Origin of the sequence: Dyella tabacisoli, assembly GCF_003350925.1 — a bacterium.
GTDB classification, from domain to species: domain Bacteria; phylum Pseudomonadota; class Gammaproteobacteria; order Xanthomonadales; family Rhodanobacteraceae; genus Dyella_C; species Dyella_C tabacisoli.
The window spans coordinates 44,069-62,464 of the sequence record NZ_KZ857173.1; the positions used below are offsets into that span (position 1 = coordinate 44,069).

The following is an 18,396-nucleotide window of genomic DNA, read 5'->3' on the forward strand; positions in this document are numbered from 1 at the left end:
TTGTTGGTTGCCTGCACTGTCTTCCCTTTCGATGGTTGGATTCGCCCATGGCACCCTACGATCCAGCTCCCTCGGCCAAGCGTTTTCTCCCTGCCGCATTCAGGTTGCTTGCCATTCCCTCACGCGTGGGTTCGCAAACGTCCTGTGGCGACGATAGGAGTTGCGGCATCAGTGAGCTTATTAGCTCGATGAATTTACGCAGCTTCAGCGGATAAAACTGCAATCGCGGGTAGACCAGAGAAATAGGCACCGATGTGCCAGACCAGTTGGGCAATATCCTGACCAGGCGCCCTGACTGGATATCTGCATGAACAGCGCATTTCGAGATCAATACGGCCCCGACACCCAAGAGAGCCGCCGCCCGCGTCGCCAATACATGGTCGGCAATAAAGCTGGGGGAAATAGATAGCCCGCGAACATTTCCATGTTGATCTTGCAGGTCGATCTTGTTGTGACAGTTGGTAGAGAGTGCCACCCACGGCAACTTGGACAGATCTTCGGGAGCACGAATGCCGCCATGTTGCGATAGCAATGATGGAGCCACCGCGATGATTCTCTGTACCTCGCCCAACTGACGTGCGATCACCAACTCGTCCTTTACCGCCCCGACGCGGATCGCGCAGTCAACGGCATCTTCGGCAAATCGCACCGATGATTCGCTGAGACGCCACTCCAGGCGAGCCGCGGGATAGGTCTTGAGATATTGAGCAGCTATTTCTATCAGCCACTCTTGTCCTAAGACGCTGGGCACCACCACACGCAGTAAACCGCTGGGACAACCGGTCTCGCCGCGCAGCTCGTTCTCGAACGTCTCCAGCCCTTCAACGAGCTTACGAGCGTACTCATAGTAACGCCGGCCGCTTTCCGTAAGGCTCATCCTATGGGTGGTTCGATTGAGAAGTTGCATGCCAAGATGTGCTTCCAGCATCCGTAGTTGGCGACTGACGGTTGGCTGGCTCGTGTTCAACTGCTTCGCGGCCATGGATAGGCTGCCGGCAGAGAGTATCCGCACGAAGGTACTCATTAGGGTGAGTTGATTGGAGTTGCCTTTGGCCATACGGCTATCAATCCTTCTCGCAATCCTGAGGAGCGCTGCTGTTCCCTGATCTTTAAACTCTTATAAGCACACAACCCCGGCATGGCACGCAAACGGCCATCCGTATAGATCAAAAATTAATACAACAAAAAATGCCACCGATAAACATCGGCGCACCGCGCATCGACCACTTCAATCACCTCGCCTAGTCACTAATGACGGCGAATACTCAACTCTTCCAGAGAATATAGTTACAAGGTGAATCATGACTTAACACTCATGGATTTTCTATATAACTATAGTTATAACCCATATCGCCGCCAGAAGACCTTGAATATATCGTCATGACGGATGGCCTTGTAATAACCAATAGCCATATTGTTCGTACAGTGTCTTATAAGGTCGAAATACATTAAACATGCAACAAAACGGTAATCCAACGTAAATCGCCATGCACCCTCCACCATTACCGGATCGACGTAACCGAACCGGTGCTTTATGAAATGGCTGTGCAGCGCCGCCGCAGTCACGCACCCGCACCCTTTCTCACCGGCCATGCCGGCTCGACCAAGGCAAGTAATGCATCCCACGGCACCGCTTTATTTATCGCGGCGAGGAAGACCTCGCGCGACGCCTGTTTGCCCGACATCGAAAAAGGCGCACCTTTTCGTGATCGGCAGGGGTGTCTGGATCGTTGGTTGATATATGCATGACAGGAGCTTGCTTATTTAGTCGATACATTATTAGCAATAATTACTACAATCTTATGATGTTGATTCACCATCCGACATCTCATAAAACCGCCCATTCACCCAACAAGACGTCGTAAAATAAAATAAACATATAACACCGACAAAGCGCATCTTTTGCGACACCATCTTGATTATTTAATGTAGTATTAATTAACCATTTACCACTCAATGACCTTACAGCCCTTAAAGAGCTAAATTATGGTGTAGTCATTGTGACGACGGCGTCAAACCTGCAAATACGTTGGACAATGCACTAAAGGCTGTCCTCTAGTACCGCTCTCGAATAGTGGGCGCGATAGCATGGCGCAAGTTACTGCTTATCCACCCGTCGCCTTGCGGCGTCGGCAATTAAACCGCCGGTTTATGCCGGCTTATTTTGCAGCATCGGCCTGGGTGGTTATCTTCAGGGTGATCTCGTCACTGACGTCAGGCACGTTGAAATTCATGCCGAAATCAGAGCGCTTCAACGTGGCAGTCGCGTCGAAGCCAATCGCCTGGGCCCTGCTTACAGGGTTATAACCTGCTTTGTTCAGGGTCGCCTGCAGCACGACCGGTCTGGTCACACCATGTGCGGTGAGGTCACCGATGATCGTATATTTTCCACCGCCGAGCGACCGCACCCGCTTGCTCTTGTAGACGGCCGTGGGAAATTTTCCGGCATCGAAGAACATCGCGCTCTGAAACTCAATATTGAGCTGCGGCACGAAGGTATCGAGCTTGGCGATCGGCAGCGTCACTTGCACCGAGGACTTGGACGGATCCTTATCGTCAAATATCAACGTGCCCTTATCGATGACGGCAACCACGATCGGATTGGAGAAACCGTAATTTCGCCGGCTCAGTACGACAAAGGTATGGGTGGGGTCGAGCTGGTAAGTGACTGGAGCGGCCCGGACCGATGGCGCAACGGAACTCAGCAGAGTAGCGGTAACGATAAAGGGAAGTGCGCGCATGGGTAGCTTCATTCGGTTGTGAAGTAAGTGCCGTCCCCTCGTTCTCGCCGCAAGCTGCCCGCCTAAGCACTCGCTGAATCGGTCGGCGCGAAAACATGGTCTTGGTGGACGGCACATCACAGCGTACCTGATGATCTACATCATTGGGTTAGAGGTGAGGCCAAGGTCGCCAACCCTTCGCGCTTGGGTATATGTTGCGGCCAGCCGCCGGCCAGGGCTTTGTAAAGCGCCACGGCCGCGGTTGCAGTGCGCGTATGGCTGTCGGCGTAGGCATCCTGGGCCTGCAACTGGGTGCGTTCGGCGTCGAGTACTTCGTATAGATCGATCGCACCGGCCTCGAAACGCACGCGTGCCAGTTGCGCGGCTTGCGCGCTGTCGGCAGCCGCACGTGCGAGCTGCTCGTCCTCGCTGCGCGTGCGTGCGTAGCGCACCAGGGCGTTTTCGGTATCTTCCAATGCCAGCAATACCGTCTGCTGATATTGCGCCAGCAGCCCCGCAGCATCGGCATGACTCGCCGCGATCCGCGCGCGAACCCGGCCGATATCGAGGAACGACCAATCGATGCCGAGCGCAAGCAGGCTGGTTTCACTGGAGCTCTTGAACAGATCGCCAGATCGAAACGCCTGGCTGCCTAAGGCGCCGCTCAGGCTCAGTCGCGGAAAAAGATCAGCAGTGGCTACACCGATACGCGCAGTCGATGCGTGTAGCCGTTGTTCCGCCGCGACGATATCGGGCCGGCGCCGCAGCAGATCGCTCGGTGTGCCCGGATCGATATCGGCCGGCAGCGTGGGCAGCGATTTTTGCGCATCAAGGTCGGCTATCAAAACTTCCGGCGAGCGCGCCGTCAACACCGCGAGTCGATGCTCGTCGACCGCAATCTGCGCCTCCAACGCGGGCACGCGCGATGCGGTGATCTCAAATTGTGCCCGTGCACGCGCGGTATCAAAGTCGGTACCGCGTCCGGCGCGCAAGCGCGTATCGACCAAGTGCAATGTTTCGCGCTGATTGTCGGCGTTCGCGCGTGCGACACGCAGTTGTTCTTGCGCGCCACGCAACTGGACATAAGTGCTGGCGACTTCACCGACGATACTGATCTGCATAGCCTGCAGATCGCTGGCGCGTGCGGCTGTTTCGGCACGCTGGGCTTCGACGTGGCGGCGCACCCGGCCGAACAGATCCAGCTCCCAGCTTGCATTGGCGCTTGCACTATAAAAGCGGGAGCCGCGCGGGAAGCCATACGATTGATCCTTGCTCACCAAGCGATGACCGCCCTGCGCGTTCGCCGTGATGGTGGGATAGCGGTCGAATTTTGCCTCGCGCAACAATGCGTTTTCGCTGTCGTAACGCGACAGCGCGAGACGAAGATCATTATTCGCCGCAAGCGCCTGGTCGATCAGCGCCGTCAACTGTGGATCGTTAAAGCTCTGCCAGAATTCGCTGTCGGTTGTCGTGCCACTCCCGCTGTCCGAGGGTTTCTCGTCCGCGGGTTTCTCGTCGGCAGGCTTCTCCTTGCGCGCAAAGCGCTCCGGTGTCGGCGTCTCAGGGTGGCGGAAATCCGGGCCGACGGCACAGCCGGCCAGCACGAAAGTCAGCAGCATCGCAGCGGCAAGTCGGGTCTTAATCATGGCTCACCTCCAAAGTGCCGCCGTCATGATGCATAGACAGGGCATCTCCACGCCGACTCGCCAGCTTGCGCAGCGCTACATAGAAGACCGGAGTCAGGAACAGGCCGAACAAGGTCACGCCGAGCATGCCGGCGAAAACGGTGACACCGGTCGCCAGGCGCACTTCGCTGCCGGCGCCATGACCGAGCAACAACGGCACTGAGCCGGCGATAAAGGCAATCGAGGTCATCACGATCGGACGCAGGCGAAGGCGGCAGGCTTCAAGCGCAGCCTCGACCGTTCCCATGCCCTGCAACTCCATCTCGCGGGCGAATTCGACGATGAGAATCGCGTTTTTGCAGGCTAAGCCCATGAGTACGACCAGGCCGACTTGCACAAACACATTGTTGTCGCCGCCCGTCAACCACACGCCCAGCAAGGCCGCGCACATACATACCGGCACGATCAGGATCACCGCCAGCGGTAGCGTCCAACTCTCATAGAGCGAAGCAAGCACGAGAAAGGCCAGCATCACCGAGAGAGGAAACACCACGGCCGCCGCATGGCTTTGCGTCACTTGCTGGTAGCTGATGTCGGTCCACTCGAAGGTGATGCCGGGCGGTAGCACTTTCGCGGCGATCTCGGTCAACTTGGCGATCACCTGCGCCGACGAGAGCTTTTTCGGATCAGAGTCTCCGATCAGGTCGGCGGCCGGATAGCCGTTGTAGCGCATCACCGGATCGGGCCCATAGGTCGAGGCAACCGACACCATCGAGCCAATCGGCACCATTTCGCCGCGTGCATTGCGCGTACGCAGATTGCCGATATCCGCTGCCTGTTGGCGATAACCCGTGTCCGCCTGGGCGATGACCCGATAGACACGCCCGAACATGTTGAAGTCGTTGATGTAAGTCGAACCCAGATAAGTCTGCATGGTGTCGAACAGGTCGGTCAGTGCAACCCCTTGCGCCTTGGCTTTGTCGCGATCGACTTTGACCTCAAGCTGCGGAATGTTGGCCTGATAAGAACTGACCGGGAAGGTCATGCCCGGCGTTTGCGCGATGGCTGCCTGGAATGCGCCCAGCGCATTCTGCAAGGCTCCGTAACCGAGCCCGGCGCGGTCTTCCAAATACAGCGAGTAACCCGAGCCATTGCCCAAGCCCTGGATCGGTGGCGGCAACAAGGCATAGGCGAAGCCGTCCTTGATGCCGGCGAACTTGGCGTTAAGCTCGGCGTTGATTTCCGCTGCGCTGCGGCTGCGTTGGTCGAACGATTTCAAGATGATGTAGGACGCCGTGAGATTGGGCGTGTTCACCGTCTGCAATGCGTTGAGGCCGGCGTAGGCCGACACGATATCGACCCCCTCAACGCCCCGCGAGATCTCCACCATCTTGCGCGTTACCGCATCGGTGCGAGCGAGCGAAGCGCCTTCGGGCAGTTTGGCGCCGGCAAAAAGATAGAGCTTGTCCTGGGTCGGAATGAAGCCGCCGGGCACCGCGTGGAACAGCAAACCGGTGGCGATCAACAAGCCTACATAGACGGCGAACACCGTGCCGCGGTGACCGAAAGCGCGTGCCACTGCCCCCTGGTATCGCTCGGAATTGCGCTGGAAGAAACGATTGAACGGATGGAACAACCAGCCGAACGCGCGCTCGATCGCTCTTGCCAATGCATCCTTGGGAGCGTCGTGCCCCCTGAGCAACTTCGCCGCCAGTGCCGGTGACAGGGTGAGCGAGTTGATCGCCGAGATCACCGTCGAAATGGCGATGGTTACCGCGAACTGTTTGTAAAACTGGCCGGTAACGCCAGTGAGGAATGCCATGGGCACGAATACCGCGCAAAGCACCAGGGCGATCGCCACGATCGGCCCCGATACTTCGCGCATCGCCTGATGCGCGGCGTCGCGAGGACTCAAGCCCTGCTTGATATTGCGCTCGACGTTCTCGACCACCACGATCGCATCGTCCACGACGATACCGATCGCCAGCACCAGGCCGAACAGCGTCAGCGTATTGACCGAGTAACCCAGCAGGTACAGCAGAGCGAAGGTGCCGACGACCGACACGGGTACCGCAACCAGGGGAATGATCGAGGCGCGCCATGTCTGCAGAAACAGGATCACCACCAATACCACCAGAATCACCGCCTCGATGAGGGTATGTTCCACAGCGCGGATCGACTCGCGCACGAACACGGTGGGATCCCAGATGGCGTGATAAGCGACGCCGGGCGGGAAACTCGCGGACAACTCGCGCAGCTTCCCATACACCTCATCGGCAACTCCCAGCGCGTTGGCGCCGGGCGACAGGAAGATACCGATGGTCGCGCCGTTCTGGGCGTTCTGGAACACCCGCATGGTGTAATCGCCGGCACCGAGTTCGGTCCGCGCCACATCGGAAAGATGGACGAGCTGACCATCGGTTCCGCTCTTGAGCACGATATTGCCGAACTCCTGCTCGCTGCGCAGGCGCCCGCGCACATTGATCGAAATCAGGAAGTCGGTCTTTTTCGGTGACGGCTCGGCACCCAGTTGTCCGGCCGACACTTGCACATTTTGTTCGCGCACGGCGTTGATGACGTCGACCGTGGTCAGGCCGCGCGAAGCCAGTTTGTTCGGATCGAGCCAGATGCGCATCGCATAGTCGCCCGACCCCTGCAACTGAGCGTCGCCGATGCCGGTCAAACGCGATAATTCGTCTTTGACATGCAACGTCAGATAGTTGCGCAGATATAGCGGATCGTAACGATTGTCGGGCGAGTACAGACTGACGTACATCAGCGGCGTGGGTGACTGTTTTTGCGTGGTCACGCCGTACTGCCGCACCTCTTCGGGTAGCCGCGTCAACGCCTGGCTTACACGATTTTGCACGCGCACGGCCGCGGTATCCGGGTCGACGCCCGGAAGAAAGGTAACGACGACCCGCAAGCCGCCGTCGGACCCGGCCACCGAACGCATGTACATGATGCCTTCAACGCCGTTGATCGCTTCTTCCAACGGCGTGGCCACCGATTCGGCTATTTCCTTCGGATTGGCGCCGGGATACATCGCATGCACCACCACGCTCGGCGGCACTACATCGGGATACTCCCCGACCGGGAGCAACGGCATGGCAATTGCGCCCACCGCGAAAATGATGATCGACAGCACGATGGCGAAGATCGGCCGATCAATGAAAAATTTCGAGAAATCCATCGATGAGCCTTTCATTTCGCGACAGTCGCCGTCTTGCCGGAGCCACCCGCGGGTGCCGTGGCGACCTCAACCTCCATCGGGACCATCGTCGGTTTCACCGGCGCGCCGGGATAAAAAATCCGCTGCAGCCCGTCGATAATCACATTGTCGTTGGCGCTCAAGCCTGACTCGATCACCCGCAGTCCATTACTCATTCGCCCGAGCTTGACCTCTTTGCGCATGGCCTTGTCGCCAGGCCCGAGCACATAGACATATTTGCGGTCCTGATCGGTCAATACGGCCTTGTCATCGATCAGGAACGCATTGGCCGAACCGGCGCCGGCGAGTTGCACGTGCGCGTACATGCCGGGCGTAAACACATGATCGGCATTTGCAAGCACGGCACGCATATGGATGGTGCCGGTCGCCGAATCGATCTTATTGTCGAGAAAATCGACGGTGCCCAGGTGCGGAAAACCTTGCTCGTTGGCCAGACCCACCCGCACGGGCGATGAGGTCGCGCGGCCCTGCCCTTGTCGCGCCTGCGTCTGGTAATGCAGATAGCTCTGCTCATCGGGATCGAAATAGACATAGACCGGGTCTTGCGACACCACCGAAGTCAACAGCGTCTGGTCGGCAACGGCGAGGTTCCCTGCCGTCAGCATGGCCCGGCTGACACGACCATCGATCGGTGCGCGCACTTCGGAGAACTCCACATTGAGCTTGGCGGTAGCCACCGCCGCCTCGGCGGCGCGCAAATCGGCATGGCTCTGCGCATACTCGGCCTGACGCGTTTCGGCCTCTTCGCTGGATGTGGCCTTGGCCTGGAACAAGGCCTTAGCTCGCTGGTCCTGAGTCTGGGCCAGCACGGCCGTCGCGCGAGCATGCTCAAGACGTGCGGTGGCACTGTCGAGCGCGGCACGATAGGGGCGCGGATCGATGACGAATAGCAGGTCGCCCTTATGCACTTCGTCGCCCTCCTTGAAGGCGACGCGCTGCACATAGCCGCTGATGCGCGGCCGAACCTCGACCGAATCGACCGCGCTGACGCGGCCGTTGAATTCGTCCCATTCCTGCACGGGCTTGGACAATAACGTCGCCACGCTGACTGCCGCGGGCGGTGCCCCATCCGCTGCGGCCTTGCCGTCCTGGCAACCGGCCAGCACCAGCGTCGCGATGGAGGCCAGGAGAAGCTTGGGCGCATAAGCCAGCAGCGCGCCAGTTTCCACTCCGCTTTGCGGCATCAACAGCATCTTCATGATTTTCCCTTTATGACCTGATACCTGCGAGCAGCCGAACGTGCGGTTCGATGACTTCGCGTCGAAAAAACGTCGGCTTCGATCATCAATTCGCCGAAGCAAACGGGAGCGCGCCACGGCGGCGCGCTATTTAGCTTTGATAAAACGCAGAGTCATGCGGTCCGACTCGCCGATGGCCAGGTACTTGGCCTTGTCCCGCTCGCCCAACTTCAGTGTCGGCGGCAGCGTCCACACGCCTTCGGGATAATTTTTCGTATCCTTGGGGTTGGCGTTGATCTCGCTCTGCGCATCCAAGGTGAAGCCGGCATCGGTAGCCAACTTAATGACCTCGGCGACCGGCACGTAACCGTTCTTGCTGTCGTCTACGCCCGCTGAAGCGCGATGATCCACGACGCCCAGCACACCGCCGGGCTTGAGTACGGCGTAGAACGCCTTGAACATGGCCGGCGCATTGCCGGCAACCGACCAGTTGTGCACATTGCGGAAGGTCAATACCAGGTCGGCCGAACCCGCCGAGCCGAATACCGGCGCATTGCCGTTGAATTCGACGATGGAGCTTTTACCGTAGTGCGCAGGATCCAGAGAGAACTTATTGGCCAACGATGCTTTGGCTTTGCTCGCGTTCTCACCGCCTCCCTCCGCGTACACGGCGGCAATGTAATGCCCACTGTCGTGCAACAGCGGCCCGATAATTTCGCTGTACCAGCCATTGCCCGGAGTGATCTCGATCACGGTCTGTCCGGGATTGAGGCCGAAAAACTGCAAGGTCGCCGTGGGATGACGGTACTTGTCGCGAGCGCGGTTTTCCGGCGAACGCCAGGCTCCATCCAACTGCGCCTGATATTGCGCTGAAGTAAAGCCGGATAGATCCGACGAGCCCTGCGCCTGTGCGGGGGCGTTGGCGAACAACAACAATGCGCACGACGCCAGAATGAATCGATTAATCATGATCGGTCTACTCGCAAGCTAGCCAAGTTACGGAATCGCTACCGGCATCTAAGCCGTATGAATCGTTCTGCCGAAGGCCGCGAGGCAGATGCATCGCGGCCTCCGAAGTACTGCATTGAAGTACTGCACTGAAATCGATCAAGCAGCCTTTGCGGACGGAAAGCCGGCCGAGCGCGCGTTGAAGGCGACAAGCAACGCAAGAACCAGCAGCGTCAGCAGCGTCCAGGGGAAATACGTAACGCTGGACGAATTGAGCAGAATGCCGCCGATAAGCCCGCCACCCGCGATCGCTACGTTCCATACCGTCACGATGATGGATTGGGCCACATCGGCCGCGCTCCCGGCGGCTTTGGCCGAAGCGGTCTGAAACAGCGTTGCCGTGCCGCCGTAGGCCAAACCCCAAGCAGCAATGCAGGCGTAGACGATCATGGGATTCTTGCCCCACAGACCGAGAACCAGGGCTGCGACCGTAAATAGCGCCGTGCTCGCAATGACCAGCTCGCGCATCCAGCGATCGATGAGAACGCCGACGATCCATATACCGAGAAGCGCCGCGAGACCGAATACAAGCAGCACGACATCGATCCTGTCCGCCATGCCGGCCGGTACCAGGAACGGCACGATGTAGGTGTAGAGAATATTGTGCGCAAGAATGTAAGTGAGCGTCACGAACAGCACAGGCTTGACGCCAGGCAAGGAGAAAACACTGGAGATCGGCAGTCTTTTTCCGGCGGGTTGCCCGGCGAAGTTGGGGAGCTTGATGACCATCCAAGCCACCAGCAGCAAGGTCAGCAGGCTCATCGTCCCGAAGGTGTATTGCCAGCCGATGGCCGTACCCAGGAACGTGCCGGCCGGAATGCCGATGGTGAGCGCAAGCGGCGTGCCCACCATCGCAATGGCAATGGCCCGCCCTTGCTGATGCTCAGGCACCATGCGCGCCGCATAACCGGCAACCAGCGCCCATAACAAGCCAGCGAACACACCGGCGAAGAACCGCGCCACCAGCGTCAGCTCATAGCTGGTCGATATGGCTGTTACCGTGTTGACGACAGCAAAACCACCCACGGCGATAAGCAGCAGCAGCTTGCGTCCCCAGCCCTGCGTTGCGATCGTCAACGGAATCGCCGCTACGATCGACCCGATCGCGTAAATGCTTACCAGTTGACCGACCAGAGGCTCGGAAACGCGCAGGCTCGCACTCATTTGCGGCAGCAAGGCCGCCGGCAAGGTTTCAGTCAGAATCGTGATAAAGATGGAAGCGGCCAGCGCCAGCAGCGCGGCCATCGGAAGGCGTGCCGGGGCGGCAGCCGCGGCACGAACGGTGGAGCGGTCATCCGCTGGATCAATGCCCCTATTTCTAGTCGTCATAGCCAATGCCTGTAGTGGATGTATAAACAAAGACGCATCAGCGCAAAACCGGCGTTCCGCAGAACGTCCGACTTCAGCAACCGAAGCTTGCCCAGATGTTCTTTAACCAAGGTTCGTACAGCTTTTTATTTCGCCTTAAACCATATTTCTTATTAGCTATTAAGATATTGCTTATAAGCATAAGAACCGCTTTAGAGTAATAATCGATAGCGATATAAATGATTTTTTTGTGAAAACAAAAAAACATTGCCTCTGAAATAATTTTCGAAACCGCGCGACATTAATGCTCAATGAGCAGGAATACCTAAGGACAGGAGCACTCCAATCAGCCGCGAAGGCCGTACCACGCAAGTCATCCAACGACCGCCGGCCCGGCGCTCCAACGTCATCCCAGGTCGTGTCCGACCGCTGCAAGACTCATCCAGAACCTGAACAACTTATTGATAAGTAACGCTACTTCCGGTCACTTCGGGCAATAGGCCAAACAAAGCCAAGCACAGCTCCATAGTCCCGTTGCAGTTGTCATGTAGTACAAGCTACATTGCTTTCCAGCAAAATAAATAGTCGAGAATGCAATTCATGCTTGCAGAAATGCAATTCAAGATGACCTCGACGGATCTGGAGGTCGTTCTGGCCGTAGTGAGAGCCAAAACCCTGGTTGAGGCAGGAAAACGCCTCGGTGTTGATGGATCCACCGTATTCAGGTCGGTGCAACGACTTGAAAAAGGATTGGGACAACGATTATTCGAGCGCTCGCGCAGCGGCTCTCAACCCACCGAGCTTGCCCTCCAATTGGTCCAGCATGCAGAACGCATCGAGTTTGAACTTGAAGCCGCGCGGACAGCCATGCAAAAAGACCGTGACGGCCTCGTGACGGGCTCGGTCAGAATTGCCATGACCGACACCATCCTGCGCGGGCTGGTTCTCCCCGTACTCGGAGATTTGGCGATAGCCCAGCCGCTGCTGCAGTTCGAGCTCACGACCAGCAACGAATTCGCCAGCCTGGCAAAACGCGACACCGATATAGCCTTGCGCGTCACCCGGCAACCGCATGACCACCTCGTCGGCAAGCTCATCGGCCGAATGCGTATGGCGCTATTCGGGCCACGGACGCACAACATGCCCAACTTCGACCTGTCCAACCTGTCGCGATGCGCCTGGATCGCGCCCGACGATGCCTTGCCGGCACATAGCACCGTGCAGTGGCGCAAACGGCATTACCCACAGGTAACGCCGCGCTACAAAGTCAACAGCATCCTGTCCGTCGTGGACGCCATCGCATCCGGGTTGGGCATAGGCCTTATTCCCTTGTTCCTCGCCCAACATCGCAGCGATCTGGTGCAATTGTCAGAACCTCTGGACGAGTGCGAAACGCAGCTTTGGCTGCTGACCCACACCGAATCCCGGCATATAACCCGCGTCTCGACCACCTATACCTATCTGGCGAACCATCTCGTACTGGAGTAGCCGCATTCCCGTGCTGAGTTCGGATGAGATCACACTGACTCGATGCCAGCGTCACTCGGCGATGGGGCTTGATGGCCCCGATAGCGCTTCTCGCCGGCGGTCACGCGTATCTCTAGCTGGTTCTCCGGCGGCGCCAGCGGGCAGTTCGCATAGGGAGTAAATGCGCTGGGTGGGTTATGCGCCTTGTTGAAATCAAGCACGATCTGCCCATTCTTGGGTAAAGCGGCATATAGAAAACGAGCGCCATCGTAGGTTTCGTTGCCCGAGGTCTGGTCAGCCAGCACAAAGAACAGATCGCCGTCCGGCCGCTCCTGATAAGGCAGCAGCTCATAGCTGCGACCATGCCGCTGAAACACCGCCTTGCCGGGCACATCGACAACACCCGTTGTACCCAGCCGCTTCGTCATCCGAAGCTTGGCGGGCGTGGCAAACGGAATCCAGTCGGCGATCACGCGCCAGGACGAATCGATAAAAAAATAATCCAGTCCACCGAAATGCTTGCGTGTAACGGCCTCATCGTCCTTCACCCGCAGCCCTTTACGGCCTTCGCGATTAATCACGTAGAACTGCGCCGCGCCAAAGCTGACCGTCGAAGGTCCGCCCCCGGTTTGAGTGTCGTCAAGCAATGTGGCTTCACGCAGCGGCTTGCCGTCTATCGCAGCCTCGCTTTCCGCATTCAACCGGATGTGCACCTCGCCGTTCTGCAACAAGGTCACGATACCCAGATACGCCGGCCCGCCGTCGAACACGATGTCATTATCAGCCGCGCTACCGACTCGGTTAGCCCCCTGTTTGAGCCAATCGAACCCCACCAGGCTCAACCAGCCAGAGGGTGCCAGCAGATGCTCTGCCCGCTCCTTTTGCCATCGCTGAATTTGCTGCAGGTAATCGGCTGGAAAAGCAAAATGGTCGCGCATATAACCTCCAAAGATTCAGGAGCCACTGCAGAACTCAGACGTAGACCGTGGCTGCGGCGACACTGTCCCGATGCGGCACGCGCCGCATCGGGACAGCCGGACACACGACATCGAATGCGCCGACCAGTGCCCTGTTACACCGCAAGATCCACGGCGTACTCGCTCATCCACCTATTGAGCGACAAGGTGGCCTCAAGGCTTCCCCGGTTATAGGGCTGACTAGTGGCTGCCTCGGTGCGCTTTATCAACGCACCCGCCTTTTTCATATCCAGCAATGCATGAGTCGGAGCGTTATGGTCAGCCACCAGCTCTGCCAATTCCTCGCGCAATCCATTTTCGTACTGTGGATCCTGGGTGGCGGGGTACGGGCTCTTGACGCGGTTATAAATCGCGCTCGGCAACACGTCTTTGGCGGCGGCACGAAGCAGACTCTTCTCGCGGCCGTCGACATTCTTCATGTGCCACGGGACATTGAACACATACTCGACCAGTCGGTGATCGCAGAACGGAACCCGAACCTCCAGGCCTACCGCCATGCTCATCCGATCGTTCCGATCGAGCAGCGTCTGCAGGAATCTCGTCAGATTGAGATAGGTGATCTCCCGCATGCGCCGATCGGTTGCCGATTCACCGGGCAATACCGGCACTTCTTTCAAGGCATCGCTATATCGATCTTTGCGATAGGTTTCGATATCAAGCTGGCCGAGCAGCTCCGGGGCCAGCAGGCCCAGGCCGCCGAAATAACGGGCGGAGCCGGAGGTCAGCCACGGAAAGGTATTAGCCTGGACCGCCGCCGGATTATGGAACCATCGATAGCCACCGAAGATCTCATCCGCCGCCTCGCCCGACAACGCAACGACCGAATGGCGCTTTATTTCGCGGAACAGAAGATAAAGCGATGGCCACATATCGCCCCAATACACGGAGGGCATATCCAGGGCCCGCAAGACTTTGTCCCGCACCGATTTGTCTAGAAGCTCGCTGCTGTCGAGCAGAACTTCGGTGTGTGCCGCACCGACATGCCGCGCAAGCTCTCTGGCGAACGGCGCATCGGGTGCGCCGCGAACCGCGTCCACCTCGAAACTTTCCATGTTCGACTTGAAGTCCACCGAGAACGAACGAATCTTTTCGGGTGAGCGATTCTTCGCGGCAAACGCAGTGACCGCGGAGGAATCGAGCCCGCCGGACAGCAGTGTGCATACCGGGACATCGGCTACGAGCTGGCGGTTTACCGCATCGGAAAGAATATCCCTGACCGTGCGGACGGTCGTATCGTAGTTGTCCACATGCGGAGTCGCCTGCAGGGACCAATAGGCCTCTTTCGACAAACCCTTCCTGCTGAATCTGACGATATACCCTGGACGAACTTCGTACATGCCGTCGTAGACCGTCTGCTCGGGGGTCTTGACCATGTCGAAAATTTCTCTGAGCCCGTTCAGAGAAACACGCCGTTTCACCGAGGGATTGGCCAGTATGGCCTTAGGCTCCGAGCCGAACAGGATCCCCTGCTGCGTCTGGTAGTAATACAAGGGCTTCACGCCCATGCGGTCCCGTATCAGCACGAGTTCGTCGCGGCGGCGGTCCCATATGCCAAGTGCATACATGCCATTCAACCGGGTTGCCATACCCTCGCCCCATTGCAGATACGCTTTGAGGAGAACCTCCGTATCGCTTTCGGTTTCGAACGTAAAGCCGGCTGACTGCAACTCCTTCCGCAGATCGCGGAAGTTGTATATCTCGCCGCAAAAAGTCACAACCGCCTGATCCGCCCCTATCGTACCGGCCTCCATCGGTTGCCGGCCGCCGGCAAGATCGATGACCGACAAACGGCGGTGTCCCAAGGCGGCATGCGAGTCATGCCATATGCCCTCTGCGTCCGGCCCGCGGCTGGCTAGTGACTTCGTCATCTCCTTGAGCACACCGAGCTGAAAATTCATATCTAATTCAAAGTCAACCCAACCGGCAATTCCGCACATTTCGCCTCCGAACATGTTTTACGAAGAGACTGCACCATCACGCCTTAAGCAATCAGGCTTAAGAAATCAGGCCTTAAGAAATAAGACCCTGGGCAATCAGGCAATCTTCCTTTTAGCCATCAGATGCGATTGAACCAATAGAAACAGTTCGTTCGGCGTTTTCGCATCGGTGACCGCGGCAAAGCCAATACCGATGGAGTATTTTTTCTCGATATGAACGACCACATTAAGCAACGTAAGCGAGTCCAGGCCAAGCTCTTCAAAGCTTGAATCGGCATCGTCTTCGCTGACGACAACCGTGGCCGACTCGTCTTGTTCGCCAGCCTCTTTAAGCAGTTCGATCAAATCATCAAGTCGAAAACTTTCCATTTTATTATCCTAGATTAAATTTATGATGCGTCCGCAAGTAACCGATAAGAACATCGGTGCTTATGGGCGTATGGAATTTACGGGCACCGCGGTCAGGCAATAGGCCTTACGCCCACTTCAAAAACGGAAATCTGCCTATCCTGCTGGCTTATCGCCAAGGACACGGATGCCCGATGCGTGCCGGAGTCATCCGCCTTCACGGTTGCCTGCACCCTGGCAGGAAGATTCAGCTCGCCAACCGTAAGAAAGGTGGAATCGCACTTCCAGACTTCCAAATCAAAAGCTTCGATGCCCAGAGCCTTGGAAGCGGCATACAAAGCCAGTTGGCGACACACCTCAATCTGGATCATTGCGTAAATGTGCTCGGTCGAACGATCAAACAGCACCGGATGCCGAGTATCTATCCTGGCTTCGGCCTCGTACGAATGTTCGCCAAGCCGGCGCAGGCCGTGCAAAACGACATTGTGCGGGTTGGTACGTGCCACTTCACTTGGCATCAACTCGCTGTTCGGCGCAGCCGGAATCTCAAGATGAGAAGATATGCCGCGCTCGCGACGCATGATCTCGCGTATTTGCCGCCATGCGCTCCTTTCGAGCCAGGTCTGCTTGATCTTGATCTGAGCGACTTGCACTCCATCCGGGGTGGCCAATGAATAAAACCATTGCAGCCCGAATGTTACGCCGCTCTTCTTTTTCCATTCTTTCTCGATCGTGCTTCTTACAACGAGTTGAATGGGCTGGCTTCCCGCTTTCTCGCCGAAGGCTTCCGATCGCGTACTGACCATGGTCGCGACCAGCTCCTGGAACAGGAATTGATATCCGTTGCCCTCCAGCGGAACGCCAAACTGGGTGTGTGCAACGACAAAGCAGGCTTGCCGACATATTTCAATCAACGCCGCTATATCGTAGTTTTTGGCCTCAACCATGTTTTCGCAATAGAAACCGTGCGATCGCGGAAGCTGCGCTGAAAGCAAGGTTCCATTATCCGGCTCCGGCATGTACCCGGTCAGAAGCACTTGGTCAATAGATGCCTTATGAACCAGCTTCTTTGAAAGTGTCCCATCGAAATCAAGCTTAGCGATTGACTCAACAGTCATAAACCGTCTCCATTTTGTTTCAATTCGAAGAAACCTGCCTGCACTTCTAAATCAAAAAAACATTTCCACCAGTACCACCAGCATGCAAATGAAATCGGCGCACGTGCACAAAATAGAGGTTACGAATTATTTATAAAATAGACGTTTAGGCATACATCGCATCGCCATAATTTACGCATCTTAAAATTCTCGACAGCCGCCATCGACGCGCCATTTCAATTAGCGGAAGTTATTTTCCCCACAGCGACACTCCTGGATGGACAGCGTTCATATTCCAGGCAAATTAGACTTTGACCAGATTTGCACTGAAGTATTCGTCAGATGCAGGTCGCTTGGTAGACGCATGAAAGGTATAACAGTTATCAAGAAATTCTGTAGGTCCAAGCTAGCCGCCGCGGCTATCGCACCTGGCGCACAGTCAGGCGCTGCGTCACGCACCATCGCCTGACGGCGCTGGCAGCTCGACGCGGGTTACTCGGAAATCTTGAACAGGCTCTTAGAGCCTCCCGCCACACATGCCGATCATGATGGCCGTAGCGATGCAAGCTGCAAACAACGCGCCACCGATCATGACGCGATTGGCAAGTTTCGCCTGCGCACCGTGCGTCAGCATTACCTGGCGCGCCCCAGCGAAGAGGTGCGATAGAACGAAGAATATGCCGAGCGCATAGTGCGGCAACAATCGTATGTTCCAAGCATCCTCAATCAGGCCGGTCGGCGCGCCTATGGCGAAGTTCCAGCCGGTGTCGATGCGCTGATAGGTGCGGGCGTAAATGAAAACAGAGTTCATGTGCCCGATGATGTAGAAAGCCAGATAGACGCCCGAGACGAGCTGGAACGTGCGGAAGCGATCCGAGGGTGAGCGGGTGTATTGCCCGACAAAATAAAGCCCGCTGCCAACCTGAAACAGAAACAGGCCGACGATGACGGGCTCCACCAGTCCCGCACGGTAGATCACCCGGAAAGCCTTCATCACAGCCATGTGGTTTTCCGAACCGATCAGGCCGACCAGGTGGTTGACCAGATGGAGTCCGAGGAAAAGAAACAGAATCAATAGTGCGGATATGCCATGAGCCATGCGCCATTTCGCGCTGAACGGCCTGGCGCTGTTGTGTACCTGAGCAGGCCATGGCGAGCGGTTCCCCGCACGCACCACGACCACGGCAACCAGACCCCAGAAAGCAACCAGGCTCCAGACGTCGGAAACCGGGTCACCAAGCATGTACAGCACGACGCCTGCGAAGGTAAATATCGTGGGTGCGGCAACGGCCAATATCGCCGCCCGCCTCGCATACAACTGCGCCATGGTTGGCGAGCTGATGACCGAGAACCGCATGGCAAGCGCCATGGCCATGGCCGGTACCGCAAACGCCATGACCAGAAAGAGGACGACCCCCATCCATGGCAGGACACCACCCTGCCCCGGCATGGAATGCAGCGCCATCACGCTTGCATGAAACCCCTTCAGAGAGAAAGGG

The 18,396-nt window shown here is 57.3% G+C and carries 14 protein-coding genes; 1 reads left to right on the top strand and 13 read right to left on the bottom strand.

Annotated elements, in window-relative coordinates; all coding sequences use genetic code 11:
* Nucleotides 1-55: 55 nt before the first annotated feature.
* The 8 genes from DVJ77_RS00150 to DVJ77_RS00185 form a co-directional block, all read right to left on the bottom strand.
* Nucleotides 56-1,057 (bottom strand): LysR family transcriptional regulator, encoded by a 1,002-nt coding sequence (locus tag DVJ77_RS00150; protein WP_114843464.1) that lies wholly within the window; start codon nt 1,055-1,057, stop codon nt 56-58.
* A gap of 505 nt (nt 1,058-1,562) precedes the next feature.
* The gene (locus DVJ77_RS21595; RefSeq protein ID WP_263853798.1) at nt 1,563-1,685 is read right to left on the bottom strand and encodes a hypothetical protein; all 123 of its coding nucleotides are present in this window, start codon (nt 1,683-1,685) and stop codon (nt 1,563-1,565) included.
* 474 nt (nt 1,686-2,159) lie between these two features.
* A complete protein-coding gene (locus tag DVJ77_RS00160) occupies nt 2,160-2,741 on the bottom strand; it encodes a YceI family protein (protein WP_114843466.1) in 582 nt (193 codons plus the stop codon).
* Nucleotides 2,742-2,881: 140 nt separating this feature from the next.
* The gene (locus DVJ77_RS00165) at nt 2,882-4,366 is read right to left on the bottom strand and encodes an efflux transporter outer membrane subunit (RefSeq protein ID WP_114843467.1); all 1,485 of its coding nucleotides are present in this window, start codon (nt 4,364-4,366) and stop codon (nt 2,882-2,884) included.
* On the bottom strand, nt 4,359-7,538 hold the full coding sequence (locus tag DVJ77_RS00170) for an efflux RND transporter permease subunit (protein ID WP_114843468.1): 3,180 nt from the start codon (nt 7,536-7,538) through the stop codon (nt 4,359-4,361). Before DVJ77_RS00170 ends, DVJ77_RS00165 begins: the two co-directional genes overlap by 8 nt.
* Before the next feature lie 11 nt (nt 7,539-7,549).
* Nucleotides 7,550-8,761, bottom strand: a complete 1,212-nt coding sequence (locus DVJ77_RS00175; protein ID WP_114844160.1) for an efflux RND transporter periplasmic adaptor subunit — start codon at nt 8,759-8,761, stop codon at nt 7,550-7,552.
* 141 nt (nt 8,762-8,902) lie between these two features.
* Entirely contained in the window at nt 8,903-9,724 is an 822-nt protein-coding gene (locus tag DVJ77_RS00180) for a class I SAM-dependent methyltransferase (protein ID WP_114843469.1), read from the bottom strand.
* A 138-nt stretch (nt 9,725-9,862) separates the two neighbouring features.
* Entirely contained in the window at nt 9,863-11,092 is a 1,230-nt protein-coding gene (locus DVJ77_RS00185; protein WP_114843470.1) for an MFS transporter, read from the bottom strand.
* A gap of 579 nt (nt 11,093-11,671) precedes the next feature.
* Between DVJ77_RS00185 and DVJ77_RS00190 the strand changes: the two genes are divergently transcribed.
* Complete coding sequence (locus tag DVJ77_RS00190; RefSeq protein ID WP_114844161.1) at nt 11,672-12,559, top strand: LysR family transcriptional regulator; 888 nt, start codon at nt 11,672-11,674, stop codon at nt 12,557-12,559.
* Nucleotides 12,560-12,588: 29 nt separating this feature from the next.
* On the opposite strand, the gene DVJ77_RS00195 is transcribed toward DVJ77_RS00190, so the two are convergent.
* From DVJ77_RS00195 to DVJ77_RS00215, 5 genes are all read right to left on the bottom strand, one after another.
* Nucleotides 12,589-13,476, bottom strand: a complete 888-nt coding sequence (locus DVJ77_RS00195) for a DUF1684 domain-containing protein (protein ID WP_114843471.1) — start codon at nt 13,474-13,476, stop codon at nt 12,589-12,591.
* Nucleotides 13,477-13,610: 134 nt separating this feature from the next.
* Nucleotides 13,611-15,467 (bottom strand): asparagine synthase (glutamine-hydrolyzing), encoded by a 1,857-nt coding sequence (asnB, locus tag DVJ77_RS00200; protein ID WP_318530888.1) that lies wholly within the window; start codon nt 15,465-15,467, stop codon nt 13,611-13,613.
* Nucleotides 15,468-15,548: 81 nt separating this feature from the next.
* Entirely contained in the window at nt 15,549-15,821 is a 273-nt protein-coding gene (locus tag DVJ77_RS00205) for an acyl carrier protein (protein WP_114843473.1), read from the bottom strand.
* 92 nt (nt 15,822-15,913) lie between these two features.
* Nucleotides 15,914-16,918, bottom strand: coding sequence for an AfsA-related hotdog domain-containing protein (locus DVJ77_RS00210; RefSeq protein ID WP_114843474.1), 1,005 nt, complete (start codon nt 16,916-16,918; stop codon nt 15,914-15,916).
* Nucleotides 16,919-17,414: 496 nt separating this feature from the next.
* The gene (locus DVJ77_RS00215; RefSeq protein WP_114843475.1) at nt 17,415-18,362 is read right to left on the bottom strand and encodes a hypothetical protein; all 948 of its coding nucleotides are present in this window, start codon (nt 18,360-18,362) and stop codon (nt 17,415-17,417) included.
* Between the last annotated feature and the right edge of the window lie 34 nt (nt 18,363-18,396).